The organism is Sphingomonas sp. BE138, assembly GCF_031456125.1.
GTDB lineage: Bacteria > Pseudomonadota > Alphaproteobacteria > Sphingomonadales > Sphingomonadaceae > Sphingomonas.
Genome location: NZ_JAVDUC010000003.1, coordinates 265264 through 290096, shown reverse-complemented (window position 1 = coordinate 290096; position 24833 = coordinate 265264). Strand labels below are relative to the sequence as shown.

Genomic DNA, 24833 nt, shown 5'->3' with positions numbered 1-24833 from the left:
TCAGACACGAACCATGCAGCGCGCCGCCGGTCGTCGGCGCGGCGAGCGCTCGGCCAGCGAGGAGCAGGTCAGGCTGGTCGCTCACGCCACCCACGGCGTAACCGCCGTCACGGTCGCGCCCACCAGCTTCGAGATCGTCAACGCGGCCTACGGCCGCGCCACCGGCGACCACTTGGTCGATGCGATCGACGCGCGGCTGTCCGGGGCCCTGGTCGAGTTCGACAGCGCGGCGGTGCGCAGCGGCGCGACGTTCACGATCATCGTCTCCGGCGATGCGCAGGTCGGCGACGCCGCGGTCGACGCCGTCGAGCGGGCGCTGGAGCATCCGTTCCGCGTCGGTGACGAGACGGTCCATCTCGGCGCCAGGATCGGCGTGGCGCGGATGACTGGCGACGAGGCGCTCGATCACCTGCTGCGCCGTGCGGCGGAGGCGCTGGCGCACGCGCGGGCGTCCGAGGGTGCGACGACGCGGGTCGCGGCGGAGGGCAGCGGCGTCCCGCTGGCGGCGCTCGCCGCCGATCTGCACCGGGCGATGGAGCGCGACGAGATCGACGTGCGCTTTCAGCCGCAGGTCAATCTGATCGATAGCCGGATCGTCGGGGTGGAGGCTCTGGCGAGGTGGCAGCATCCACGGCTGGGCGTGCTGGGTGCGGAGACGCTGCTGGCGGCGGCGGACCGCGCAGGGCTGGGCAACGCGCTGTCCGACCATGTCCAGGCGCTGGCGCTGCGTCGCGCGGCGAACTGGCCCGATGCCCTGTCGGGGCTGCGGATCGCGGTCAACGTTACTGCGACCGACCTGTCGCGTACGCCGTTCGTCAGCCGGTTCCTGGCGCGCGTCCACGAAGCCGGGATCGCGCCAGGCAGGGTGACCGCGGAGGTGACCGAGGAAGCGATGATCGACAACCTTCGCGCCGCCGGTGTCGGGCTAGCGGCGCTGCGGGCGGCCGGATGCCGCGTGGCGCTGGACGATTTCGGAACCGGCTATTCCAGCTTGTCCTATGTCGCGACGCTGCCGCTGGATTATCTCAAGATCGACCGGAGCCTTACGCAGGCGGCGGTCGGCGACGCGCGCAACCGCGTCGTGCTGCAAGGGGTGCTCGGCATTGCCGAGGGGCTGGGGCTGGAGACGATCGCAGAGGGCGTGGAGACGGAGGCGCAGCGCCTGCTGCTCGCCGCGCGCGGCTGCACTTATTACCAGGGGTTCCTGTGCGCCGGGCCGCTCGACGACGCGGCGCTGATCGCCTTGGTCGGGAACGGATCGTCGAAGGGAAAATCATGATGCCGCTCATCGTCGCCGCGGTGGCCGCCGCGGCGGCCGCGATCGCTCCGCAAGTCGCGATCAATGCCGCGATGGCCGATAGTGCGGCCGGTTGGAACGCCGGCGATCTCGCGCGCTTCACCGCCATCTATGCGCCCGACGCCGTCTATGTCGCCGGGGACAAGGTGGTGCGCGGGAAGCCAGCAATCGCCGAGCGGTATGCCCGGAGCTTCACGGGCGGCGGAAACATCCGCGGTCGCCTGAGCTTCCAGCCGCTCGCGTGGCGACCGCTGAGCGCGGTGCACGTCCTGCACGTCGCGCGCTGGACGCTGACCCCGACGACCGGTGCGCCGCAGACCGGGCTGACGACCTTGCTGTTTGAACGTCGCAAGGACGGGTGGAAGATCATCTCCGACCATAGCAGCTAGGCTTTTTTGACAGTACTCGACCTTCGATCTCTTCGGCGGGCCGCCGCGGGGCAGGGCATCTATCCGGCGGGTGCCTACGACGTTGAGGACGGTACAGGGCGACATCGACGATCGGCCGCTCCGCGCCGTGGCCACCGATGCCGTGGCGACTGGCGGCGGCTGTCCGCCGGCATCTCGGGCGGCGCCGGTCGCAAGTAGGGCGTATGTGAAGGTCCCGAGATCGTGCACAAGATGCGGGCCAACGCCACGTTCGGACCGGCGACGCGATCAATGAAGCGGAACGAGATGACAATCGCCCCTGAATAGCCGGCTGGGAAGAAGGCATCATTGCGGAAGTGACGGTTCATACTGCCGCATGCCGCGCAGATGCATAACCATCCGGGGAGCAGGGCCAGTGCCGGGATTGCGCTCATGCCCGCCAGGCGCAGGATGACGAGGTCCGTGCCGGCATCGGTCAGCATCCCTGCGATCCGCGCCCCTGACCGTCCAGCAGAAGGCCGGGCGTTGGCTGAGCCACTAGCATGACGGTCATTGCCGCCCTTCAGGGGTGTCAAGAGCGACCGGTTCGCCGCGATCGGAACAAGCAGCACCACGGCGGTGACGCGGATAACGGAGTTGATGGTCGTTTCGCTGATCGTCGACGGCTTACGCGCGCCCGTCATGATGCTAGGAAGCTGACCGGACGTCGCAACGCCGATCGGCAGACAAGGGAATGCAACATGGCGACTGCCGACAAGGTACTATCCATCCTGAGCCTGTTCACGGTGGAGCAGCCGGAGTGGACGGTCGAGGCGGTAGCGGTCAGGCTGTCTCTGTCGGGAAGCACCGCCTATCAATATGTGCGTAGCCTGGTCGACGCCGGGCTGCTGGTATCGCAGCGGGGCGGGCGCTACACGATCGGCCCCGCGGTGATCGAGCTTGACCGGCTGATGCGCCGCTTCGATCCCTTGATCCACGCCGCGCGCTCCGTGCTGCCGGGTCTGGTCGCGGCGACAGGCGGCGACGTGACCGGGTTGCTGTGTCGCATCTACCGCCTCCGCGTGATGTGCGTGGACCAATATGGCGCCGGCATCGACGACGAGGCCATCAGCTACGAGCGTGGCCGACCCATGCCACTAGCGCGCGGCGCGGCTTCCAAAGCGATCCTGGCGCAACTGACCGGGCGACAATTGCGTCGCTTCTACGATGCAGACGCGGACGAGATTGCTGCGGCGGGGCTCGGCTCCGACTGGGAGGCGTTCAAAGGTCATATACGATGGCTGCGCAGCCAGAAGGTGGTGATGACCGAGGGGGAGCTCGATGAGGGTATGATGGGCATCTCCGCTCCCGTGTTCGACGGTGACGAACTCGTGCTGGGTAGCGTCGGGCTGGTAGTGAAGGCCGCGCCATTTCGCGCTGATAAGGATCGGCTGGCCACAGCGCGACAAGCGGTGTCAGAGGCGGGTGAGGCGATCACCCGCGCGATCGCCGCCACCTGATCCCGCCGCCGGACGCGCTCAGAACGGATAGGCGCGTGGGGTCTCCTGCACAGTGATCCAGTGATCGGTGGTGAATTCGGAAACGATCCATTCCCCGTTGAATCGCCCGACGCCGCTGTTTTTCTCGCCCCCGAACATGTTGAACGGACTGTCCTGCACGGAAATGTCGTTGACGTGCGTCATCCCCGCTTCGATCCGCCGGGCGACACGCATGCCGCGGCCCACGTCGCGCGTGAACACCGCGCTCGACAGGCCAAATTCCGTCGCGTTGGCCAACCGGATCGCCTCCTCCTCATTCCGCGCCCGGATCAGCGGGGCGACGGGCGCGAACTGTTCGGCTTGGGCGAAAGCGCTGTCGTTAGGCACGCCGGCAAAGATGTGCGGCGGAACTATCAGCCCCTCGATGTCGCCACTCAGCCGCTCGGAAAAGCCGGCGTCGCGCGCCGCAGCAATGTTGCGGATCGCGGCGTCGCGTTGCTTGCTGTTGATGAGTGGGCCGATGATCGTCGCTGGGTTGGCCGGGTCGCCCGTCGTGAAGCCGCTGACATGGGCGACGAAGCGATCCACAAACGTGTCGTACAGACTGTCTGCGACGATGATGCGATTGCCGCTCATGCAGATCTGACCATTGTGCAGGAAGCGTGCGAAGGCGGCAGCGCGGACCGCAAGGTCGAGATCGGCGTCGTCGAGCACCACGATCGGCGCGTTTCCGCCCAGTTCGAGGCCGACATGCTTCAGCTGCTTGCCGCCTGCCGCGAGGCCCGCGATGTGCTTTCCGACACGGGTCGACCCGGTGAACGAGATCAGCTTGGGCACCGGGTGCAGTGTGAACGCGTCGCCGATCTCTGCGACATCGCCAACCACGACGTTGAGAACGCCCGCGGGTAGCCCCGCCTCCTCGTAGATTTTGGCGATCAGCAACCCCCCGGTGACCGGCGTGTCCTCGGCTGGTTTGACAACAACAGCGTTGCCCAGTGCGATGGCTGGGGCGATCGAGCGATGAGATAGGTGAAGCGGGAAGTTCCAAGGGCTGATAACGCCGATCACACCCAACGGCTCTCGGAAAACAAAACTCTGCTTGCCCGCTTGATCGATCGGCATGATCTTGCCCTCGACACGGGACGGCAGCGTAATCGCCTCCATCACCCCGCCGCGCATGGCGCCCCATTCGATTGTTGCCTTGAGCAGCGTTGATCCGCTTTCGCGAACCAGCCAGCCGATGATCTCGTCCTTGCGGGCGTCGACGATCGCCAGCACGCGCAGGAACAGGGCAGCCCGCTCGCTCGGCCCGGTGAGCCGCCACGACCGTTGCGCGCGCTCAGCCGCCAGATAAGCGCCGTCGAGATCGGCGACGCTCGCCAGCGCGATCGTGTTGAGCACGGTGTCGTCGAACGGATTACGGTTGGTCAGCGTCTCGCCGGCATTGCCGTGTACCCAGCGTCCGTCGATGAACTGCCGATCGAGGTCGGTGTAATGAAGGTCGGTCATGTCGGAACTCCGTGTTCGCGGCCGCTCAGGCGGAATGATTGGGGGCGACTGCGCGATCGTCGTCCGTATCGGGCAGCCAATTGCCATGCAGGCTCATGCGCAGCCGCATCGGCAGGGCGACGCGCGCGACCGGCCCTTCGGCGATCGCCAGCGACTCGAGGATCACCAGCTCGGTGGTGCTGGTTTCCAGATGATTGACCAGCACCAGGATGTACCCGTCCCCCTCCGCCGCATCGACGGCGCGCGGAACGAAGGTCGGTTCCTGGAAACACTCCGCATCGCCCGCCACCCAGCGCTGCACCGCCCCGGTGGAGACATCGACGTGCAGCAGCAGGTTGAAGAACTGCCATGCCGGCGGTCCCAGGCGGTCGATCGCATATTCGCGCATGTCGAGCCCGAGCATGAAACCGTGGCGGTACGGCCGCCCCGCGACCCGGTCGTCGCAGCGCGGAAACTCGCACGGCGCGTCCATCAGCGTGGCGTGGATAGCGTCTCTCGCGTTCGATCGAAGATCGAGGGTCCAGCGCGCGAGCTCGAAACGCAGCGTCTCGGGAGCGGGGGCACCACCGCCCGCTTCCGGGAAGAAAGCGAAGACGTTGCCATCGGCCGAGGGCATGTCGAGGTGAAGGCGTTCGCCCTCCTCGAAGGCGTTCAGGACATGGGCCTGGAAACAGTTCGGGCCTGTGAACCAGCGGATGTCCGATCCGTCGCCATCGCGTCGCATCACGCCAAACTGGAACGCCAGATCGGGTTGCCACTCGAAGTGGAGACCGCCGGCGCGGATGCGTTCCAGATCTGCGGTGGCCGGCAGGACCGGGAAGACGACGAACCGCTCGGTCACCGCAAAGTCGTGCACCATCCCTGCATACGGTGCAGTCACCCAGATTTCGCGGATCTTGTGCCCGTCGGCGGTGAATTCGTAATAAACCAGATCGCGCGAGGCCAGGCCGCCGGCCTCATAACCGAATGCCAGCAGATTGCCGTTGCCCGGGTCGAATTTCGGATGCGCGGTGAACGGCGTGTTGCGGATCTGCCCCCCGAAATCCCAGCTGCCGATCGTCGCCAGCGTCTCGGGATCGACCGCGACGGGCAGGCTGTCCTCCTTCAATGCCAGCAACATGCCGTTGAATGGCACGACGTTGGTGTTGGCGGTGCCGGTGCTCAATCCCTCGACGGCAGGATCGTTCGTGTAGGGATTGCGGTACAGGCCATGGAGCGAGCGGCGTGCGGCCCGCTGCGCCTTCAAGCGATCGGTTTCGACGTAGCGGCGCTGTAGGTCGACATGTCCGTCAGCGAACCGAAACGCCGTCACCGCGCCATCGCCGTTGAAGAAGATGTCGTCGCCCAGCATCGGCGGATAGATCGGGTCGGGCGCGACCTGCACGAACCGTCCCTTCAACGCAGGCGGGATCGATCCCGTCACCTCCAGATCGTGCACGCCGCCTTCGAAGCGCGAGGGGGCGTAAAGCGGACCGAGGAAGTCCGGGGTGGACGGGAATCGCAAGCTCATCGTCTCGAACTCCGTACCGCCCGACTGCATACGGGCCGGCAAGTTGGCAGTGACCACCCTACTTTCCGGCCTCCCCTTTGACAACATAATTCCGGTATTATAGGAAATACGCGCGCCCTTCTGCTGTGGGTCAGGGGAGCGATCGCAGGAGGATGCCATGTTTCTGTTCTCGAAGGACCGGTGGGGGCGCCCGGCGGATACGCTCGTCGCACGCCTCCATTATCTGGAGATCGCCTGCACCGACCCGGCGGTAAGCGCCGATTTCTACCGGCGCGCGATGGGATATCGCGTCACGCCCCGCGGCGACGCCTTCGTCGCGACGGGGCCCGATCGCCAGCTGCTGCTGGTGCCGGGCGCTGGACGCACGCTGGCAGCGGCGGCCTTCGCATTGCCGGACACGGCCGAACTGGCAGCGCTGCGTCGTCGCATCGTCGCCGCCGGGCTAGACGCCGAGAACGGCGCGACTTCGCTGTTCGACGACGCGGTGACGGTGCGTGATCCCGACGGCAACCGCTTCGTCTTCGGCATCGCGGGCGACCCGCCCGACGCGGACGACGCCGACGTCGCTTCCCCGACCCCGGCGGCGCGGTTGCAGCACGTGGTAATGGCGAGTCGCGATCCGCAGGCGATCGTGCGGTTCTTCGTCGACGTCCTGGGCTTCACCCTGTCCGACGACGTCCTCGATGGCGAAGGCGACGTGCGGACCTCGTTCCTCCGGTGCAGCGAGGAGCATCACAGCTTTGCGGTGTTCCTGGCGGCGGAGAGCCGTTTCGACCACCATTGCTACGAGACGACAGACTGGAACGCGATCCGCGACTGGGGCGACCACATGGCGGCTGAGCATGTGGTCATCCAATGGGGTCCCGGACGCCACGGACCCGGCAACAACCTGTTTATCTTCGTCCACGACCCGGACGGCAATTGGATCGAGATTTCCGCCGAGCTGGAAACCGTCGGCCACGATCGGCCCGCAGGCCGGTGGCCACACGAGCAGCGCACCCTCAACAGCTGGGGCCAGGGTCTGCTGCGCAGCTGATCCCTTCCCATCAAAAGGAAGATATTTCCATGAAGCTCACCAGCTTCGTCACCGATCGCGGCGCCAGCTATGGCATCGTCGACGGCGACACCGTGTACGATGTCGGCGCGGTGCTCGCCGGTCGCTATCTCGACCTGAAGGCGCTCATCGCTGCCGCTGCTTGGAACGATGCGCTGGCCGCGCGGGCCTTGGCTCCCCGGCTCCCGTGGGCGAACCTGGCGTTGCTGCCGGTCATTCCCAACCCGGGCAAGATCCTGTGCGTCGGTCACAACTACGAGAGCCACCGCCAGGAAACCGGCCGCGACAAGGTCGACCATCCCTCGATCTTCACCCGTTTCGCCGACAGCCAGACCGCGCACCGCGCGGCGATCACGATGCCCCGCGTCTCGACACAGCTCGATTTCGAGGGAGAGTTGGCGATCGTCATCGGCAAAGGCGGACGCGCTATTCCCGAAGCCGGGGCGATTGCGCATGTCGCAGGCTACGCCTGTTTCAACGATGCCTCGGTGCGCGACTGGCAATGGCACACGCGGCAATTCACGCCGGGCAAGAACTTTCCCGGCACCGGCGCTTTCGGACCGTGGCTGGTCACTGCCGACGAGGTTGCGGATCCCGCCACGCTGACGGTGACGACCCGGCTCAACGGCGAGGTCGTTCAATCGCAACCGACCTCGGACATGATCTTTCCGATCGCAGCGGTCATTGCCTATGTCTCCGCGTTCACGCCGTTGTCGCCAGGTGACGTGATCGCCACCGGCACGCCGGGCGGCGTCGGGGCGAAGCGGCAGCCGCCCTTGTGGATGACGCCCGGCGACACGGTCGAAGTCGATATTCCCGGCGTCGGCCTGCTGATCAATCGCGTCGAGGTCGAGGCATGACGCTGTCGCCACCGCCAAGTTCCGTCGATGCTCCGCCGCCCGATCGTCGTGACGGGGCGGACGTGGCGCATTATCCGGTCGTGATCGTCGGCGGCGGGCCGACGGGGCTCGCTCTCGCATGCCTCTTGTCGCGCTACGGCACGCGCGCGCTGCTGGTGGAACGCAACGCGGCCACCGTGCAGGAACCGCGTGCGGTGTCGATCGACGACGAATCGCTGCGCACGATGCAGGCCGCCGGGGTGATCGACGACGTGCTGCCCGACATCGTCGCGGGCTATGGCTCCGAATATCTGTCGCCGCGGGGGCGGCCGTTCCTGAAGGTGGAGCCAACCGCGCAACCTTATGGCTATGCGCGGCGCAATGCCTTTCGCCAGCCTCTGTTCGAGGCCACGCTGCGCAATTGTCTGGCACGTTCGCCGAGCGTCGACAGCCTGTTCGGCACAATCCTCGACGGCTTCGACCAGGATGACCGCGGTGTGACCCTCACGCTTGCCGACGCGGACGGGCGACGGCGTACGGTGCGCTGCGATTACTTGGTGGCCGCGGACGGGGGCCGAAGCCCGATCCGCACCACCCTCGGCCTCGAACTCGCGGGCGAAACCTTTCCCGAGCGTTGGTTGATCGTCGACCTCGAACGATCACCTGCGCCGAGCCGCGACACGTTGGTGTTCTGCAACGCGCGCCGCCCCTGCATCGCCTTGCCCGGCCCGAACGCGACCCGTCGTTTCGAGTTCAAGCTGCTGCCTGGCGAGCAGCCCGGTGACATGGTGGACGATGCCGTGGTGCGACGGCTGATCCGCTCGCACGGTGCCGACGCGAACAGCGTGGTCGTCCGCCGCGTGGTGTATACCTTTCACGCGCGCCTCGCGCCGACATGGCGTGCCGGGCGCGTGTTCCTGGCGGGCGATGCCTGCCATCTCACGCCACCGTTCGCGGGGCAGGGCATGAACAGCTGCATCCGCGATGCACACAACCTCGCCTGGAAGCTCGCCTGGGTGGTCGGAGGGCGACTGTCCCCGGCCATCCTCGACAGCTATGAGCCCGAACGGCGCGATCACGTTGCCGAGATGATCCGCCTCGCGCTGCGGATGGGACGCATCATGGGTCCGTCGAGCAGACGCAAGGGGCTGATGATCCGGCTGATGTTCCGCTCGCTTGGCCTGTGGGCCCCGGCGCGCGACTATTTCGCCCAGATGAAGTATAAGCCAAAGCCCCGCTTCGCCAAAGGGCTGGTGCTCGCCGATGGGACGCCGGCGCGCACGACAATGGTCGGACGACTTCTACCTCAACCGATCGTCACGCCGCGGAACGGAGCACCGACTCCACTCGACGAGCTGCTCGGTGACGGCTTCGCGCTCGTCGGCGTCGATCTCAATCCGGCGGTGCTCCGCGAAGTCGCTCGATCGCCGCTTGTGGTGCGGCTCGAACCCCGTCTTGTTTCCATCGGCAACGATCGCCTGCCTCCGTCCGTCCCGTGCGTGACCGCAGCGCACGATCCACTCGCGACACTCCGCGCGGCGGGAGCTGCGGGACGAATCCTGCTGATACGGCCCGATCGCTACGTACTGACGACCTTTGCGCCCGACGAGTTGCTGACCGTCGCCCCGCATCTGCTGAAGGTACTTGGCAGCCTTGTCCCGGCATCATCCACGGCATCCACCATCTAGATCGCTATTGCGGCAATGCCGGAATCATGCTTTTAGTAAGGCGGATTTCCGTATATCTCGGAAATTAGATAAAGCGGCGACAATCGCCGAGTCACGACACAGGGCCAGAAGGCCCGGGTCATGGGGAGGATCGATGATGCGCTATCTGATGATGTCGTGTGCGGCTGGTCTGACCGGGATGCTCGCGACGCCGACCGCGAGTGCGCAGGCGAGCGGGAACGTTGCAGGGTCCGCCCTGCCAGATCTGGTTGTGCCCACCAACGGCATCAATCTAGGCAGCAGCAGCTTCTACGACGGGTTCAGCGCGGCACGCCCCGGTCTGACGGTGCTGCAATATGTCCGCTTCAACGATCTGAACGCGATCACCGACAACAAGGGCGACGACGCGCCTGCATTTCGTAACCCGCGCATCAACGTGACCACGTCGGTGACGCAATTGTCCGTCGCCACTTCCTACACGCTCGGCGGCAACGCGCTGGGGTTCGACGTGCTGGTGCCCGTCACCCGCATCGACAGCCGGTTCGGCAGCGGCGGATTGCAGCTGCGCGATAACGGCACGGGTCTGGGGGATATCACCTTTGGTCCGTACATCCAGTTCAAGCCGGTGATGCGCGGCCCCCGCCCCGTCGCCTCCGTCCGTCTCGCGCTCAACGCGATCGCGCCCACCGGTGGTTTCGACCGGTCTCGCGACCTCAACCAGGGCAGCGGCTATTGGTCGATCAACCCGTATGTCGCCTGGACGCTGTTGCCGGCGCCGGGCTGGGAGGTATCGGGCCGCACGCAATATCTCTACAATTTCCGCACCTCCCGCATCGCCAATCCGCCAACCATTCCGGGCTTCACCTTCCGGAACGGTCAAGCCGGGCAACTGATCTACACGAACCTGGCTGCCTCTCGTGAGATATCGCGTGGCGTGGCGTTGGGAGCCAACGGCTTTCTCGTGCAGCAGCTGGACGACGATCGCATTAACGGCACACGTCTGGCCGACACCAGGCGATCGGCCATCTATGTCGGGCCCGGTGTTCACGTCGATCGTTTGCCGCGCCTCGCGGTCAACGCGAACGTCTACTTGCCGGTCAGGACGCGCAACTATGCGACGGGACCGCAAATCAACGTCCAATTCATCGTGCCGATCCACTGACCCGGTCCAGCCCTTTTCCTCGACAAAGGACGATCGTCATGCATGTCATGATCCAAGAACAAGCAGCGGTACCGTTCGGGCCGGGCAGCGAGCGTTCGGCGGAGACAAGGACGCAGGCCCCGGGTGTGCTGCTGGCGCTGCTGGCCTGCCTGCCGATCGCGGGCACGTTGCTGATCGCGCAGGTCCTGCCGCAGTTGGAAGCCGCGTTCGCGGGCGCCGCCGACGTCCGCCTGCGCGTGGCGCTCGCTCTCACCGTACCGGCGCTGGCGATCGCGCTGTGCTCGGCCGTGGTCGGCTGGTTGGCGGATCGTGTGGGCAAGCGCCGGCTGCTGACGGTCGCGATGCTGCTCTATGCCGTCTTCGGCCTGCTGCCATTGGTCCTGCATGATCTGAACGCGATCATCGCGGTGCGCGCCGGAATGGGCGTGGCGGAAGGCATTATCATGACGTGTTCCACGGCGCTGATCGGTGATCTCTACACCGCGGCGCGACGGGAACGCCTGCTGTCGTTACAGACTGCGTGTGCGTCGGTCGCGGCGGTGATCTTCGCGTTGATTGGCGGTGCGTTGGGCACCATCGGCTGGCGCGCGCCGTTTGCCGTCTATAGCATGGCGCTGTTCGCCTTGCCCGTCATGCTGATGCTGGTGCCGTCGGACGGTCGCACGATACCCGTCCCCGCGGCCCCTTCCACCCCGCCGCACGGGGAGCTCCCCTTCGCCCGACTGGCAATCATCTGCTTCGCGACAGTGGTGCTGTCGTTGGGCTTCTATGTCGCACAGATCCAAACGCCGTATCTCTTGAACGCACTTGGCCCGGTGGCGCCATCAACCGTCGGCATGATGTCGGCGGCGAGCAATTTCGCAGTCGTTATCGGCACCTTGTGCTTCGGCCGCCTGCGCCATCTGCCGCTCGCGGTGACGGGCGTGCTGTGCTTTTCGCTGCTCGCCGCCGGCCTCGCCATCGCGGGTCTGGCGACCGCTTACCCCTATCTGGCTGCGGGTCTGTTCGTCGCCAGTTTCGCCGGGGGTATCGCCTTGCCGACCTTTCTCAACGGCGCGATGGCGCTGCTGCCGGCGGCGCGGCGCGGTCAGGGCGCGGGCTGGTGGCAGTCGAGCTTCTGGAGCGGGCAATTCGCAAGCCCGATCCTGATCATCGCGCTGACCGGCATGTCGGGATCCCTCGGCTCGGCCGTCCTCCTTTGCAGCGTCGGAACCTTAGCTTTGGGTGTAGCTGCCGCCACCTTCTTCCCGACAACCAGCAACGAGCGCGCGAACGAACGGGCCGAGAATCCTGTCAAGTTTGAGCTTTCCGCCGAGTGAGCTGCGGGCAACGTCAAGACGTGAAATGGCGGCGCGATCAGCGAGATAAGGGCTATGGCAACGCTTCGACGATCCCGCCTACAAGCCGTTGATCGAGGGCGTGATGAGACGGTTCCTGGAGGACGCAGCGCCGGTCACTCATGCTCAGGAGGTTGCAGCTGCCGGGTTCGAGGCCGCGACCGACCCGTCCGCACCGCTCAAGATAACCGCCGGCGCGGATGCGATCGCCTGGATGGCGGACGCCGCCTGACGCGTGAACCCGGCGGCCGGCGGTTATCCAACCCGCTGGCCGCCGAGGTCGCAACCCGAAGATCAGGCGGAAGCGAGCCGGACTCCCGTCTCGCGATAGTCGTGCAAGGGCCGGCCGAGCAGGCTCTCCAGGCGCTCGCGGTCGCCCGCCTCCGGGATCATCCCGTCGCTGACGTAGCGCTCGGCCATCAGCCGCATCTCATAGGCCATCCAGCGCGGCATGAACGTCGCCATGTTCTGTTCGAAACCGCTGGGATCGTCGCCGCCATAGGCGACGGGGCGCCCGAGGACGTCGGACCATATCGCTGCCACGTCCTCGCCGGTCAGCGTCTCCGGACCGACCACGTTGATCGTCTCGATCGGCAGCTTGTCGGGTGCGCGGTCACGCCGGATCAGCTCGATCGCCGCGACCTCGGCGATGTCGCGCGCATCGACCATGGCCACGCCCTTGCCGCCGATCGGCATCGGATAGACACCGTGCTGAAGGATCACGTCCTTCACCATCGCCTCGTTGTCGATGAAATAGGTCGGACGCAAAATGGTGGCGCCGAAGCCCATCGCCTCGAGCATCCGCTCGGCACCCGATTTTACCGCGAAGTGCGGTACGTTGACGGCCCGGTCGGCGTCGAACACCGACAGATAGACGACGCGATCGACACCCGCCTCTCGGGCGACGTTGAGCGTGACGATCGCCTGGGTGAACTCGTCACCGGTCACCGCATTGAGCAGGAATAGCGTCCTTACGCCGACGAAGGCCGCCCGCAAGGCTTCGATATCGAGCAGATCGCCCTTGGCAACATCGACGCCCGTCGGAAACACTGCTTTGGCAGGGTCACGGGTGAGGACGCGGACAGAGGCGTCGCGAGCGACAAGCTGTTCGACGACATGGCGGCCGACGCGTCCGGTGGCGCCGATTACGAGAATGGTCATGAGGTTTCTCCTTGGGTCTTGCTGACCCGAGCAAGATGCGTGATCCATCGTACGGCAAATAGCCGCGTAATCTGGACGCGCCGTCTCATGGGTGGAACGATATGGACCTGCTCGCGCTCGCCGATTTCACGCTCGTCGCTCGCCATGGCGGCTTCGGCAAAGCCGCGCGGGCCGCGCGTCGGCCCAAGGCGACGCTGTCGCGCCGCGTGTCGGAGCTGGAAGCCGCGCTCGACCTGCGCCTGTTCGAGCGCGGTCAGCGCGACCTCAAGCTGACCGAGGAGGGGCGGGCACTGGCCGAGAGGGCAGGCGCTCTGCTCGCCGAGCTTGAGGAGACGACGATTGAGATCGCATCGGGCGGCGCGAAGGTTCGTGGACGCCTCAGGATCAGCGCGCCGCTGCTCTTCTCTCAGACCGCGATGGGGCGGCTGGCGGCGGGGTTCGCGCAACGGCATCCCGACGTCCGATTGGAGGTCACGACCGACGATCGCGCGGTCGACATGATTGAGGAGGGCTATGATCTGGTCATCCGCGTGAACCCGGCGGCGGACGATGCGCTGGTGGGCCGACCCTTTCTCCATGACCGACTAATCGTCGTTGCCGCACCTGACCTATCGCCGCTGACGGACGGCATCTTTCCTGCCGTGGTGCGCGACCGCGACGTCGAGAGCAGCTGGACGATCGACACCACCGATGGGCAACGCGCAATGGCGATCGATCCGGTGCTCCGATTATCCTCGCTAGTGATGATCCGGGATGCGGCGCGTCTTGGAGCCGGCGTGGCGCGCTTGCCCCTCTCCCTGGTCAGCGGGGACATCGCAACAGGGCGGCTGATCGCGTGGGGTGATGTCCCGACCTCACGCGTCGCGCTATGGGCGCTCTACCCCTCGCGCCGCCTGCTGAACGCGAGGGTGTCGGCGTTCCTGGAGTACCTGCGGCAATCCTTCCCGAACGGGACGGCCGAGGAACTCGCCGCCTATCTGGAGGATCGGTGCTGACCGTCAGCAACTCGCCGCCACGACGCACCACCTGAACGAAGAGGGCATTCGAGCAGCGCCTGCCTCGCTGCGATTGATCAATTGTGGGCCGCCGCGACCGCGAAGCAAAAAGCCTTACGATGCTCAAGCGTTCTTGGGAGGGATGCTCGTCCTTCGCTACGCCGTCGGCTCATGATCTTGCGATCCAGCCGCGCCAAGTGAAAGCGGCATAGAACGCTTCGATCTCGCCGAACCTCGCTTCGTGCAGGCACGCCTCGTCGTCCTCCGGTGTCAGCAGCGTCAGGCTGTTCCTAACGGCCGTGCGCGCCTGCTCCACTTCCGTGGGATCGGCGCCGGACGCGAGGGCATAGGCGCCGTAGCGGGCAAGCCACGAGCTTCGGGCCGGTTCGTGCTGCGCGAAGCTGGCGTGCGCCACGACCAACGGTGCGCCCGGACAAAGACGGCGACGCATCTCGGCCAGCGTGCGAACGCGTTGCTCGCGCGGCAGGAAGTGGAGGGTCAGTAGGCAGGTGGCGGCGTCGAATGGGCCGGGGGGAGCGGCGTCGATGGTCCCCTGGACCAAGGCGGCGCGCCCGGCATGGGCGCCGAGAGCCACCCGCGCGAGATCGAGCATCGGTCCGGCGGGATCGACACCGGTAAAGCGCCAAGCCGGCTTCATCGTCGCCAATGCCTTCAACTCGAGCCCGCCGCCCGCGCCTAGCACCAGCACATGCGCGTCGGCGGGCGACCGTTCGGCCAGGAGAATGCCGGCCATGCGCTGGACCGCCTCATAGCCGGGCATGTAGCGCGGTGGTCCTTCGGCATAGGCGGCCACGCGCTCCGGATCGTCGAACATGTCGAGAAATGCCTGGTTTGCGTCAGCCATGAGGATCGTCTCCGAAGCGGGGCGCTCGTGCGAAATCGGCCCTGGCGAAGGGCCGGTCGCGGAAGAGATAGCCATAGTAGAAGGTGCGAAGCTGCCGGTGGAACGCACGGATGCTGTCCTGATAGGCCAGCTGCGCGGAGAGATCGGTCCGGGCGAGCCGAGTGAGCAGCGCCTGAACGCCGACCGAGGGCAGCAACCAGCCAAGCGCACGGCCGACCGCGTCGCGCTTCACCAGCGCCGCGCGGTAGGCGTGGACGCGCCCGGCGACGCTCTCGTCGCCGTTCTGGTGGAAGGCGAAATACCATTTGTAGTGGAAGGCGGCGCCGAGCGGGGCCGAGTCCGCCCACTCGGGATGCTGCGCATAGAACCGGCGCATCGTCTCTTCGCGCGGGACGTCCCAGGCGCGATTCACCGCCTCGCGCTGCGCCATCGCGATCTCGGCGCCCTGAGTCACCGGCAGCGCGGCGTTGACGACGACGTTGGCGAGAGTGGGCACGATCAGCACCAGCACCATCCATGTCGCCGCGAGCGTGGCGGCGTTGGCGACCGAACTCAATCGCAGGCGCCCGACCAGCGCGGCAATTGCGACCCAGAAGAGCAGGTACGAGACGACGACGAGCAGCACGATCAGGATCGTGCCGGATGCGACGCCCTCGACGATCGCCGCCACCATGAACGGCAAGGCCAGCGCGGCGCAGAGCAGTGCCAGCCTGATCCCGGTGCGCCGGCGCCATAGGTTGCGCGCGCCCGGCAGCGCGTCGAGCATCCGCTCGCGCCCGGCCTCGCGCTCGCCCGAGCGCAGGTCGTGGAACAGCGCGATGACGAACAGCGGCGCCAGGAACACCAGCACGAATGCGAAGTCGAAGCGCCCGGGTAGTGCGAGTTCCGGATTGAAGGTATCGCCGTCCCAGATCTGCGCCTCCAGCCCCAGCGCGCGGACCCGCAGGATGTAGGGCGACACATCGCGCATTCCTAACGCGGCAAAGGCGAGCGGCGCGGGCGCATTCCAGGTGGGATGGAAGCTGTAGTAGGCGGCGCTGCCCGCGTCCTTCTTTTCGTCGATCCAGGCCGCGATGGCTTCGATGTCCTCGGCCTGCGCGGCGGGGATCGCGGCGATGGCGGCGCGCTGGCGCGCGACCTCGGCCATGCCGGCCGCAAGCGCTGCGATGGTAAGACAGGTCAGCAGCGCCAGCGCGAACATCATCAGTCGCTGGCGGACCAGAAGGCGAAGCTCATGGCCGAGCAGGGTCATCGGCGCGCTCCCACGCGACGGGCGGCGAGCGCCAGCAGCACCGTCGCAGCGCCCAGCCAGCCCAGGATTATGGCGAGGCCGGGCAGCGCTGCGCGCGCGAGCTCGGCGCCGCTCGCGCGCGCGAAGGAGAAGTCGGGCATGGTGGACCAGTTGGTCGCCGACACGCGCTTGCGCCGATCGGCCCCGGCATCCTCGGCGGTATCGTCCGAGTAGCTGACGTCCTCCGCCTGCATCCGGTTCAATCGCTGGACCAGCGCATAGCGATACGCCTCCGCCTGATCGAGGAAGCGTCGATGGCCGGCAAAGTCGGTTCCCGCCGCCGCCATCGACAGCGCGCGCAGGGCGATCGTGGGGCTGAGGATGCCGGTCGCGTCGACCAGTGCAATCTGCCGGCCCTGCGCAGCGTAGCTCTCACCGGTGTAGCGCGCGAACAGCGACGACGTCAGCCGCTCGCCCTCCATGCCGACCAGGCCCTTGTAGTTCACGGGCAGGTCCTCGATACGGGTGACGCCGTAGCGATCAAGCACGGATTGCTTGAACGCGGCGAAGTGCGGATCGGCGGGATTATGGCTGTCGCCCATCCGGCGCAGGTCCCGCGCGATCGCGATGTCGGTCTGAAGGCGATTGCGCAAGGGCACCGCGGCGCTCGCTATGTCCGGCATGACGCGCGGAAGCAGCACCGCGGTGACCGCCCAAAGCGCCACCAGGGCGAGCAGCGCGTCGCGGCTGCGGCGCACCGTGGCGGAGACGAGCAGGATGACGACGGTCCACAAGGCGAGATAGGCGAGATAGCCGACTGCGGTGACAAGCATCGGCAGCGTCAGCGCGCCGGGCTGACCTACGGTCGCAACCAAGCCGATCATCGCCGGCAGGCCCGCGAGGAAGGCCACGGTGCCGAGCGCGAGCAGCTTGCCGCCCACGAGCGAGCGCCGCGACACCCCTTGCAACATCAGCAGGCGCAGCGTGCCGCGCTCGCGCTCCCGCGCCAGGGCGCCGTAGCCGAGGAAAATCAGCAGCAGCGGCGCGACGATCTGCAGCACGAAGGCAGGCGTGAGTTGACCGAAGCGCACGAGCAGCGAGCTCTGCCGCACATCGCCGAAGTTGGCGCTGTTCTGTCGGTGGCCCTCGAGGAACATCGAATTGCCGGTGAAGGCGTCGACTCCGGGATCGAAAGCGGCGAGAGGCCCCAGCGGGCGGAAGATGAAGGTGCCGTAGTGGACGACGCGGTGCGGATGGCGATCGGGCTGCGCCTTGAACGCGGTTTCTGCACTGTGCTGCTGACGTTCGCGCACGTCGGCGATGCCGCGCTGATGCGCCCAACTGGTCGCCACCGCCACGATCGTGAGGAGCACCAGCAGCGTCGTCGCGATCACCGCAACGCGGTTGCGGCGGAGGAGGCGCAGTTCGTCGCGCGCGATCAGCGTCGCCGCGCTCATGCCGCGCGCCTGCCGCCGCCGACCTGGAAGCGGGCATGAAGAGAACGCAAATCGAAGCGGTCTGCGCCGTTCGCCATCACCTCGTCCGCAAGGCGGCCGGCCTCGAGGAAGCCGATGCGATCGGCGACATCGGCGGCAGACAGCAGGTCGTGCGTGACCATCAGCACCGCGGTGCCGCGATCGCGTACCCGGGCGAGCAATGCATTGAAGTCCGCCGTGGCTCGCGGATCGAGCCCCGAGGTGGGTTCGTCGAGCAGCAGGACCGGCACTTCGCGCAGCAGCGCCACCGCGATCGCGACCTTCTGTCGCATGCCCTTCGAAAAGCCGCCGAGCCGCTGATCCCATGCGCGCTCCTGAAGCCCCGCCGCAGCGAAGGCGCGGGTGATCGCTTCGCAATCCCGGCGCTGCCCGGACAGGGCGAGGAGATAGTCGGCATTCTCCACGGCCGTCAGATGCTCGTAGAGCGCGACATTCTCCGGCAGGTAAGCGATCCGGCGACGAGCGCCGTCCGGGTCCGCGGCGGGGTCGATCCCGCATACCGCAACCTCGCCGCTTTCCGCTCTGGCGAAGCCGAGCAGCACGGCCAGCGTCGTCGACTTGCCCGCCCCGTTACCGCCGAGCAGGGCGGTGACGTTGCCCGCCGCAATCGAGAGGGATAGGCCGTCGAGGACGCGATGGTTGCCGTAGGACAGGCTGACATCGTGCAAATGAATGGGGTCGAGCGTTGCGGTCATGTGCATCCTCTTGCCGGTACTCATGTTACATTGCAACATAACATGCAGAGGAGATTAGGGTGAGCCGGGCGATTGCTTATCGTCGCCGTGAAAGGTCCGTCATCCGATCGAGCGATCAAGGGGAACTCAGGCGACACGTACGGATCAGCGGTTCGCCGCGACCGCGATGCTCGCGGCGCTCGCCGCATCGCCGGCTGTCGCGCAGGCGGCGCCGGCCGATACGGACATGGTCGAGCCGATCGAAACCGCCAAAGGTGAGATCATCGTCACCGGAAACCGGTTTGGCGGTCGCGCCTCACCCATCTCGCCAAACCCGGTCGACGCGATTACGCGCGATCAGTTGCAACAGAGCGGCCGCGGCGATTTGATTCAGCAGCTGAAGGTCGAGGTGTCCATCTTCGCCACGCCGCGCCCGCTGAGGTCGGGCGTGAACGCTTTTCTCCAACCATCATCGTTGCGCGAGCTAGGGCCGGGGTAGGTGCTGGTGAACGGCGAGCGGCGCCACACCTCGTCCGACCTCAACGCCTCCAACGGCATCGGCGCGGCGATGTGTCTCTCGACTTCAACGCCATTCCGTCCTTCGCACTCTAACGGGCGGAGGTGCTGCGCCATGATGCCTCGGTGCAATATGGGTCAGACGCGATATCGGGCGTCACCAATCTCCTGCTTGACCGCTCGATCGGGACGCGCGCGCAGGTGACGGCGGGCATCGCCACCGCAAGCGACGGTGCTTACGGCGAGGCCAGCTTTTCGTCGGGCATGCGCGTCGGCGGATTCAGCGCGATCCCAAACATCACCAACACCGTCGATACCGACACCAAAAGCGTCGATCTCGTTGTCAAAAAAACGCGCGTCGTCGGTTCGATGACGGAAGCCTGTTCACCGGCACGCTCGCGGGAAACTACACCAAGACCGCGTTCGACCGCATCGCTGCTACGCCGCCGCCGCTTACGGCGCTATGGGTCACGACGCCCTGATTCGATCTGACGCAGCAGCTCCTTTTTTCGACAGCCTGTCGAGGACCAAGATGACGCTAGACCTCACTACATGCGAGGGCGTGTGACGCTGTCCGTCACGAAGACGCGATGCGGCGAGGTGTCAGCGGTGGCGCTGACGACGTGACCGTCGCAGGCGCCGACGTGCTGACGCCGGGCTACGACACGCGGCGGGTTTCGGCGGCGACGGGCGCCGCCGACATCGATATCGTCCAGCAGCTCGGCGCGAAAGTGCTGACCGATGTCGAACTGTCTTGGTAAGCTACCCTGGTGCCGCGCTTCAGCGCTGGCGCGAAGAACCTGTTCGACGTCTATCCGGACGAGATCATCGCCTCCACCGTGGCCAGCGTCGCGGCGGGTACCAACGGCGCCGACAATGCCGGAACGCAGCCCTTACAATGCGATCGCGCCCTTCGATTTCAATGGACAGACCGTGTTCGTCGGGGCCGGGATGAGCCTCCGGACGTTCGCCTGTCGCTGCGGACCGCTGGCCGAAAGGCAGCGCGAGACAAGGGGGCGGCGCTCACAGCGGTGACGCCGGGGGTGCTGGCGACACCCGGCAGGCCGGCCAAGCAGAAGACCTATATCACCGAGCAGGCGATCCAGACGACCGTCAAGGCTATGTACGAGGAGCGGCTGACGGAGGTCTACTTCCTTCGGCGCTGCTGCCGTGCTGAACGAGTGTAAGCCCGACCGTACTCAGAAGGCGATCCCTGCGGAGGGGGCGGCGTGCAGCCGTTCGATGTCTTGGCGCGGCGGCGCGCCGAACAGGCGTCGATACTCGCGGCTGAACTGCGAAGGGCTTTCATAGCCGACCGCGAAGCCCGCCGTGCCCGCCGTAGCGCCGCCGACCAGCATCAGCCGGCGCGCTTCCTGCAGGCGCAACTGCTTCTGATATTCGAGTGGCGTCATGCGCGTGATCGCCTTGAAATGCGCATGGAGCGAGGAGGGGCTCATGCCCGCCTCGGCGGCGACCTCGTCGATCCGGATCGGCGCGTCGAACCGGCGGCGGATCGCGGCGATGGCGCGGCTGATCTGGTTGAGGTGACTGCCTGCCGTAGCGAGGTGGCGAAGCATCGGTCCGTGCGGTCCGGTGAGCAGCCGGTAGAGGATTTCCCGCTCGATCAGCGGCGCCAGGACGCGGATCGTGTCCGGCCGGTCGAGCAGTCCGACCAGCCGGCATGCGGCGTCGATCAGGTCGGGGTCGCTGGGATAGACGGCCAGTACCGGCAGGTCGGTGTGGGGCACAGCGCCACCCTCCGTGACCATCAGATCAGACAGCATCGCGGGATCGAGGTCGATCTTGCAGCAGAGATAGGGACGATCGGGGCTGGCATCGATCACATCGCCGACCAGCGGGAGGTCGACAGAGACCAGGAGATAATGCGCGGCGTCGTAGACGACGCTATGGTCACCGATCGAGACGCGCTTCGATCCCTGGGCTATCAGGCAAAGCGATGCCTCGTAGACGGCCGGCGTCGGGGTGCTCGGTTGATCGGCCCGGATCAGTGACACATGCGGCATCGCGGTCGTGCAAATGCCTGATCCGGTGACGTGACGATCGATGACGGCAGCAAGTTCGGTGATCCGGTCCATGCCGATCGTCATCCGTCAGCCCGGCGACATGCGCAAGCGAGCAAAGCGGGTTCTGGAGGATCGTGCAAAGCGTTTGGACGATTGCTCTACCGCTGCCCGACGCTGCGGCACCATCTTGCCGGCTGTCACTTCAAGGCAAGGAAAGCATCATGACAATCAGCATCGACAAGGTCGTCCTCATCACCGGGGCTTCCAGCGGGATCGGCGAGGCGACGGCGCGCGAACTAACGGCGACCGGCGCGCGCCTCTTCATCGGCGCACGGCGCGGGGATCGTTTGCAGGCACTGGCCGAGGAATTGGGCGAGACCGTCGCGTGGCGCACGCTCGACGTGACGGACGGCGCCGACTTTGACGCCTTCGTGGAAGCCGCAGAGGCGCGGTTCGGGCGCGTCGACGTGCTGGTCAACAATGCCGGCGTGATGCCGCTGTCGCCCCTCGCCGCGCTGAAGCGCGACGAGTGGAAGCGGATGGTCGATGTCAATATCCACGGCGTCCTCAACGGTATCGCCGCCGTGTTGCCCCGGTTCGTGGCGCAGAAGGGCGGTCATATCGTCAACGTCGCCTCGGTTGCCGCGCACATGGTGATGCCCACCGCTGCGGTCTATTGCGGCACCAAGCATGCGGTGCGCGCCATCACCGAGGGGTTGCGGCAGGAGCATGACGAGATTCGGTCGACCCTCATCTCGCCGGGCGTGGTCGCCACGGAACTGGGGCACGACATCACCGATCCCGACGTCGCAACGGCACTGACGGGATGGCGAAAGAAGTCGCTGACCCCGGATGCGATCGCGCGGGCGGTGCGCTACGCGTTGGAGCAGTCCGAGGGCGTCGATATCAACGAGGTGATCGTCCGCCCGACCGCAGCGGACATGTAACGGCATCGGCGTGCCGGCTCTTGTGGCCGGCACGCCCGTGCTATCTCTCAAGCCGTCGCACCGCCATCGATGTTGAGCGTGGCGCCGGTGATGTAGCTCGCATCGGGCCCGGCGAGGAATGCCACTGCGCCCGCGATCTCCTCGACCTTGCCGTAGCGGCCGAGCGGGATCGCTTGCAGCACTTGTCCGGCGAATTCGCTATCCGCGGGGTTCATGTCGGTGTCGATCGGGCCGGGCTGCACGGTATTGACCAGGATGTTGCGCGGCGCGAGGTCCTTGGCCCAGCCGCGTGCCAGCGCCGCCACAGCCGCCTTGGTCGCGCTGTAGACCGTGGTCGCGGGGAAGGCCATTTCGCCCGAGATGCTGCCGATCAGGATGATCCGCCCGCCGTCGCGAAGATGCGGCAACGCCGCGCGGGTGCCGACGTGGAGGCCCTTCACGTTGACGCCGAACTGGCGGTCATAGGTTTCGTCGGTATCCTCCGCGATGGTCGAGAATTCGGCGACGCCGGCATTGTGGACGAGGATGTCGATCCCGCTCAGGGCATCGGCGGCCTGCACGACACCGGCCCGCTGCGAGGCGGAGTCGGCGGCATCGGCCTGAAAGGCGAAGGCGGTGCCGCCGGCGCTCGCGATCGCCGCCACCGTGGCGTCGGCCGCGGCCTTGTTGCCGGCATAGGTGATCGCCACCGCCGCGCCATCGGCCGCCAGCCGCTTGGCAATGGCCGAGCCGATGCCGCGCGATCCGCCGGTGACGAGCGCGGTCTTGCCTGCAAGTGACATGTGCATTCTCCAAAAGTCTGGCCCGCGATCACGGCGTCGTGCGCTGTCGGCAGGCAGGAAGATGGGAGCACGGTTCAACGGTTCAAGAATACCGAACTATTAAATTTAACGTGGCACTCTATATCTGTCGCATGCCCCGCTTCACCCATCCGCGGTTGGAGGACGTTCCGCTCGATCTGGCGCTGCACGCGCTGGCCGATCCCAATCGGCTGGCGATGGTGGCGCGGCTCGCCGCAACCGAGCGGCTGAGCTGCACCGATGCCGCGCCGTGCGAGTCCATCCCGAAGAGCACGCTGTCCAACCATCTGAAGTTGCTGCGTTCAGCCGGGCTGATCGAGACGGCGCAGGCCGGGCGCGAGATGATCAACACGCTGCGCCGCGCCGAATTCGACCAGCGGTTCCCAGGTCTGCTCGACGCGGTGCTCGCCAACCGGCCGGCCTGACGACCGCCCGGTCGCGTGGAGCTAGGCCGCGGTATTTCGGAGAGTTATCAGCGATGCGGGCGTGCTTGCCGGGGCGGGGGATGGTGCTATGGCGGGCAGGGGTTGTGCTGACAGTCGTGCGGCGGTCGCGGAGGAGGGTTGCTGAGCTCCGGTCGTGAGACCGGACGACAGTAGCGCCAGAGGCGAGCCGCACGCTGAGACAATGGATCGGTGGTCGCGGGGAAGATGATGATGGTGGTCGATGCGACTCAGACGAGCGATGTCGTACCCGTGCACAATGATGCGCGGCGCCCGTTGCGTGTCGCGATCGTTCATTATTGGCTGGTGGGGATCGCCGGCGGCGAGAAGGTCGTCGAGCAGATCCTGAAGGTCTATCCGCAAGCCGATATCTTCACGATGCTGGAGGATCCCGAGGTCAGCCAGAAGCTGGTCGGCGACCGGAAGGTCGTGACGAGCTTCATCCAGAAGCTGCCCGGCGCCAAGAATTATTATCGCAAGCTCCTGCCGATCATGCCGATCGCGGTCGAGAACTTCGATGTATCGGGCTATGATCTGGTCATCTCCAGCGAGTCCGGCCCGGCGAAGGGGGTGCTGCCGGGGCTGGGAGCGGTGCACATCTGCTACTGCCACTCGCCGATGCGTTACATCTGGGACCAGTATCAGGACTATAAAGCGACCACCGGTGCACTAGGTCGCTTCGTAATGACGGTCAGCGTGCCGTTCCTGCGGCTGTGGGACCGGCTCAGCAGCGACCGGGTGACGCATTTTCTCGCCAATTCGACGCATGTCGCGTCGCGCATCCGGCAATATTACGGGCGCGAGGCGACCGTCCTCCATCCGCCGGTGTCGGTCGACGAATTCTCGACCGGGGTCGCGGAGGACTTCTACCTCATCACCGGGCGTCACGTCGCGTACAAGCGGATCGACCTGGCGATCCGCGCCTGCAATGAGCTCGGCCGCCGGCTGGTCATCACCGGCACCGGGCCGGAGACGAAGAAGCTGAAGGCGATGGCGGGGCCGACGATCACCTTCGAGGGTCAGGTCGGCTTCGGACGGCTGAAGGAGCTGTATGCGTCGTGCCGCGCATTCCTGATGCCGGGCGAGGAGGATTTCGGGATCGCGCCGGTCGAGGCGATGGCGAGCGGGCGGCCGGTGATCGCCTATGGCTATGGCGGCGCGCTGGACAGCGTGGTGCCCGAGCTGTCGGGGGTGCTGTTCGCCGAGCAGAGCGCGGACGGATTGCGCGAGGCGATCCTGGCTTTCGAGGCCAAGAGCGACCGCTTCGACCCTGCCGCGATCAGGGGCCATGCGCAGCGGTTCAGCGAGGAGCATTTCCGTTCCGCGTTCAAAGCCTTTGTGGAGAAGGCAACCGCCGGCCGGCGATAGGCCGGCACCTCGATTTCGATCATCTTTCCGGCGGTTGCGAATCGCCGGGCGCTAGTTATGGTAGCGCTCACTTATAGAAAAGATGTTCGGAG

Annotated in this window: 27 protein-coding genes; 17 read left to right on the top strand and 10 right to left on the bottom strand. The window is 66.4% G+C overall.

All coding sequences use genetic code 11. The features are described 5' to 3' along the window. Positions 1 to 13: 13 nt before the first annotated feature. Both J2Y58_RS06460 and J2Y58_RS06455 read left to right on the top strand, forming a co-directional pair. Positions 14 to 1279, top strand: a complete 1266-nt coding sequence (locus tag J2Y58_RS06460) for a GGDEF domain-containing phosphodiesterase (protein WP_310100390.1) — start codon at positions 14 to 16, stop codon at positions 1277 to 1279. Further along, positions 1276 to 1686 carry an SgcJ/EcaC family oxidoreductase gene (locus J2Y58_RS06455; RefSeq protein WP_310100387.1) on the top strand — a complete coding sequence of 137 codons (411 nt, stop codon included), beginning with the start codon at positions 1276 to 1278 and terminating at the stop codon, positions 1684 to 1686. Before J2Y58_RS06460 ends, J2Y58_RS06455 begins: the two co-directional genes overlap by 4 nt. A 74-nt stretch (positions 1687 to 1760) precedes the next feature. Here the strand turns inward: J2Y58_RS06455 and J2Y58_RS06450 are convergent, their stop codons facing one another. Beyond that, positions 1761 to 2348 carry a hypothetical protein gene (locus tag J2Y58_RS06450; protein ID WP_310100384.1) on the bottom strand — a complete coding sequence of 196 codons (588 nt, stop codon included), beginning with the start codon at positions 2346 to 2348 and terminating at the stop codon, positions 1761 to 1763. A 57-nt stretch (positions 2349 to 2405) separates the two neighbouring features. Between J2Y58_RS06450 and J2Y58_RS06445 the strand changes: the two genes are divergently transcribed. Beyond that, positions 2406 to 3164 (top strand): IclR family transcriptional regulator C-terminal domain-containing protein, encoded by a 759-nt coding sequence (locus tag J2Y58_RS06445; protein WP_310100380.1) that lies wholly within the window; start codon positions 2406 to 2408, stop codon positions 3162 to 3164. Positions 3165 to 3182: 18 nt separating this feature from the next. Here J2Y58_RS06445 and J2Y58_RS06440 read toward each other — a convergent pair whose 3' ends face one another. Together J2Y58_RS06440 and J2Y58_RS06435 are read right to left on the bottom strand one after the other, a co-directional pair. Beyond that, positions 3183 to 4652 (bottom strand): aldehyde dehydrogenase family protein, encoded by a 1470-nt coding sequence (locus J2Y58_RS06440; protein WP_310100377.1) that lies wholly within the window; start codon positions 4650 to 4652, stop codon positions 3183 to 3185. Positions 4653 to 4677: 25 nt separating this feature from the next. Beyond that, a complete protein-coding gene (locus J2Y58_RS06435; RefSeq protein ID WP_310100374.1) occupies positions 4678 to 6162 on the bottom strand; it encodes a carotenoid oxygenase family protein in 1485 nt (494 codons plus the stop codon). Positions 6163 to 6319: 157 nt separating this feature from the next. On the opposite strand from J2Y58_RS06435, the gene J2Y58_RS06430 reads away from it, so the two are divergent. The 6 genes from J2Y58_RS06430 to J2Y58_RS06405 all read left to right on the top strand — a co-directional run bounded on the left by J2Y58_RS06430 (position 6320) and on the right by J2Y58_RS06405 (position 12453). Then, positions 6320 to 7198, top strand: a complete 879-nt coding sequence (locus J2Y58_RS06430) for a VOC family protein (protein ID WP_310100373.1) — start codon at positions 6320 to 6322, stop codon at positions 7196 to 7198. 29 nt (positions 7199 to 7227) lie between these two features. Beyond that, the gene (locus tag J2Y58_RS06425; protein ID WP_310100370.1) at positions 7228 to 8076 is read left to right on the top strand and encodes a fumarylacetoacetate hydrolase family protein; all 849 of its coding nucleotides are present in this window, start codon (positions 7228 to 7230) and stop codon (positions 8074 to 8076) included. Then, positions 7995 to 9743, top strand: a complete 1749-nt coding sequence (locus J2Y58_RS06420; RefSeq protein WP_310100366.1) for a bifunctional 3-(3-hydroxy-phenyl)propionate/3-hydroxycinnamic acid hydroxylase — start codon at positions 7995 to 7997, stop codon at positions 9741 to 9743. Before J2Y58_RS06425 ends, J2Y58_RS06420 begins: the two co-directional genes overlap by 82 nt. A gap of 136 nt (positions 9744 to 9879) precedes the next feature. Beyond that, entirely contained in the window at positions 9880 to 10884 is a 1005-nt protein-coding gene (locus tag J2Y58_RS06415) for a transporter (RefSeq protein WP_310100363.1), read from the top strand. Positions 10885 to 10922: 38 nt separating this feature from the next. Beyond that, entirely contained in the window at positions 10923 to 12203 is a 1281-nt protein-coding gene (locus tag J2Y58_RS06410) for an MFS transporter (protein ID WP_310100360.1), read from the top strand. A gap of 103 nt (positions 12204 to 12306) precedes the next feature. Beyond that, entirely contained in the window at positions 12307 to 12453 is a 147-nt protein-coding gene (locus tag J2Y58_RS06405) for a hypothetical protein (protein ID WP_310100357.1), read from the top strand. 62 nt (positions 12454 to 12515) lie between these two features. Here the strand turns inward: J2Y58_RS06405 and J2Y58_RS06400 are convergent, their stop codons facing one another. Further along, the gene (locus J2Y58_RS06400) at positions 12516 to 13382 is read right to left on the bottom strand and encodes an NmrA family NAD(P)-binding protein (protein ID WP_310100354.1); all 867 of its coding nucleotides are present in this window, start codon (positions 13380 to 13382) and stop codon (positions 12516 to 12518) included. A 101-nt stretch (positions 13383 to 13483) separates the two neighbouring features. On the opposite strand from J2Y58_RS06400, the gene J2Y58_RS06395 reads away from it, so the two are divergent. Continuing rightward, complete coding sequence (locus tag J2Y58_RS06395; protein WP_310100351.1) at positions 13484 to 14377, top strand: LysR substrate-binding domain-containing protein; 894 nt, start codon at positions 13484 to 13486, stop codon at positions 14375 to 14377. Between the two features lie 169 nt (positions 14378 to 14546). On the opposite strand, the gene J2Y58_RS06390 is transcribed toward J2Y58_RS06395, so the two are convergent. The 4 genes from J2Y58_RS06390 to J2Y58_RS06375 are packed head-to-tail and all read right to left on the bottom strand — an operon-like array spanning position 14547 to position 18670. Further along, positions 14547 to 15242 (bottom strand): class I SAM-dependent methyltransferase, encoded by a 696-nt coding sequence (locus tag J2Y58_RS06390; RefSeq protein WP_310100349.1) that lies wholly within the window; start codon positions 15240 to 15242, stop codon positions 14547 to 14549. Beyond that, a complete protein-coding gene (locus J2Y58_RS06385; protein ID WP_310100346.1) occupies positions 15235 to 16494 on the bottom strand; it encodes a DUF3526 domain-containing protein in 1260 nt (419 codons plus the stop codon). The genes J2Y58_RS06390 and J2Y58_RS06385 overlap by 8 nt, the downstream gene beginning before the upstream one ends. Then, a complete protein-coding gene (locus J2Y58_RS06380; protein ID WP_310100343.1) occupies positions 16491 to 17930 on the bottom strand; it encodes a DUF3526 domain-containing protein in 1440 nt (479 codons plus the stop codon). The genes J2Y58_RS06385 and J2Y58_RS06380 overlap by 4 nt, the downstream gene beginning before the upstream one ends. After that, positions 17927 to 18670 (bottom strand): ATP-binding cassette domain-containing protein, encoded by a 744-nt coding sequence (locus tag J2Y58_RS06375; protein ID WP_310100645.1) that lies wholly within the window; start codon positions 18668 to 18670, stop codon positions 17927 to 17929. Before J2Y58_RS06375 ends, J2Y58_RS06380 begins: the two co-directional genes overlap by 4 nt. Positions 18671 to 18830: 160 nt before the next feature. On the opposite strand from J2Y58_RS06375, the gene J2Y58_RS06370 reads away from it, so the two are divergent. The 4 genes from J2Y58_RS06370 (at position 18831) to J2Y58_RS06355 (ending at position 20346) form a co-directional block, all read left to right on the top strand. After that, the gene (locus J2Y58_RS06370) at positions 18831 to 19142 is read left to right on the top strand and encodes a hypothetical protein (RefSeq protein WP_310100340.1); all 312 of its coding nucleotides are present in this window, start codon (positions 18831 to 18833) and stop codon (positions 19140 to 19142) included. A 122-nt stretch (positions 19143 to 19264) separates the two neighbouring features. After that, positions 19265 to 19651 (top strand): hypothetical protein, encoded by a 387-nt coding sequence (locus J2Y58_RS06365; protein ID WP_310100338.1) that lies wholly within the window; start codon positions 19265 to 19267, stop codon positions 19649 to 19651. A gap of 131 nt (positions 19652 to 19782) precedes the next feature. Further along, positions 19783 to 19920: a hypothetical protein gene (locus tag J2Y58_RS06360; RefSeq protein ID WP_310100335.1), complete on the top strand. Its 138-nt coding sequence runs from the start codon at positions 19783 to 19785 to the stop codon at positions 19918 to 19920. Positions 19921 to 19929: 9 nt separating this feature from the next. Further along, on the top strand, positions 19930 to 20346 hold the full coding sequence (locus J2Y58_RS06355) for a hypothetical protein (RefSeq protein ID WP_310100332.1): 417 nt from the start codon (positions 19930 to 19932) through the stop codon (positions 20344 to 20346). A 12-nt stretch (positions 20347 to 20358) separates the two neighbouring features. Here the strand turns inward: J2Y58_RS06355 and J2Y58_RS06350 are convergent, their stop codons facing one another. Then, on the bottom strand, positions 20359 to 21255 hold the full coding sequence (locus J2Y58_RS06350) for an AraC family transcriptional regulator (RefSeq protein ID WP_310100642.1): 897 nt from the start codon (positions 21253 to 21255) through the stop codon (positions 20359 to 20361). A 149-nt stretch (positions 21256 to 21404) separates the two neighbouring features. Between J2Y58_RS06350 and J2Y58_RS06345 the strand changes: the two genes are divergently transcribed. Continuing rightward, entirely contained in the window at positions 21405 to 22130 is a 726-nt protein-coding gene (locus J2Y58_RS06345; RefSeq protein ID WP_310100330.1) for an SDR family oxidoreductase, read from the top strand. Positions 22131 to 22177: 47 nt separating this feature from the next. On the opposite strand, the gene J2Y58_RS06340 is transcribed toward J2Y58_RS06345, so the two are convergent. Further along, positions 22178 to 22912 (bottom strand): SDR family oxidoreductase, encoded by a 735-nt coding sequence (locus J2Y58_RS06340; RefSeq protein ID WP_310100327.1) that lies wholly within the window; start codon positions 22910 to 22912, stop codon positions 22178 to 22180. Between the two features lie 131 nt (positions 22913 to 23043). Between J2Y58_RS06340 and J2Y58_RS06335 the strand changes: the two genes are divergently transcribed. Beyond that, complete coding sequence (locus tag J2Y58_RS06335; protein ID WP_310100325.1) at positions 23044 to 23355, top strand: metalloregulator ArsR/SmtB family transcription factor; 312 nt, start codon at positions 23044 to 23046, stop codon at positions 23353 to 23355. 234 nt (positions 23356 to 23589) lie between these two features. Continuing rightward, positions 23590 to 24741, top strand: a complete 1152-nt coding sequence (locus J2Y58_RS06330) for a glycosyltransferase (RefSeq protein ID WP_310100323.1) — start codon at positions 23590 to 23592, stop codon at positions 24739 to 24741. Positions 24742 to 24833 lie beyond the last annotated feature (92 nt).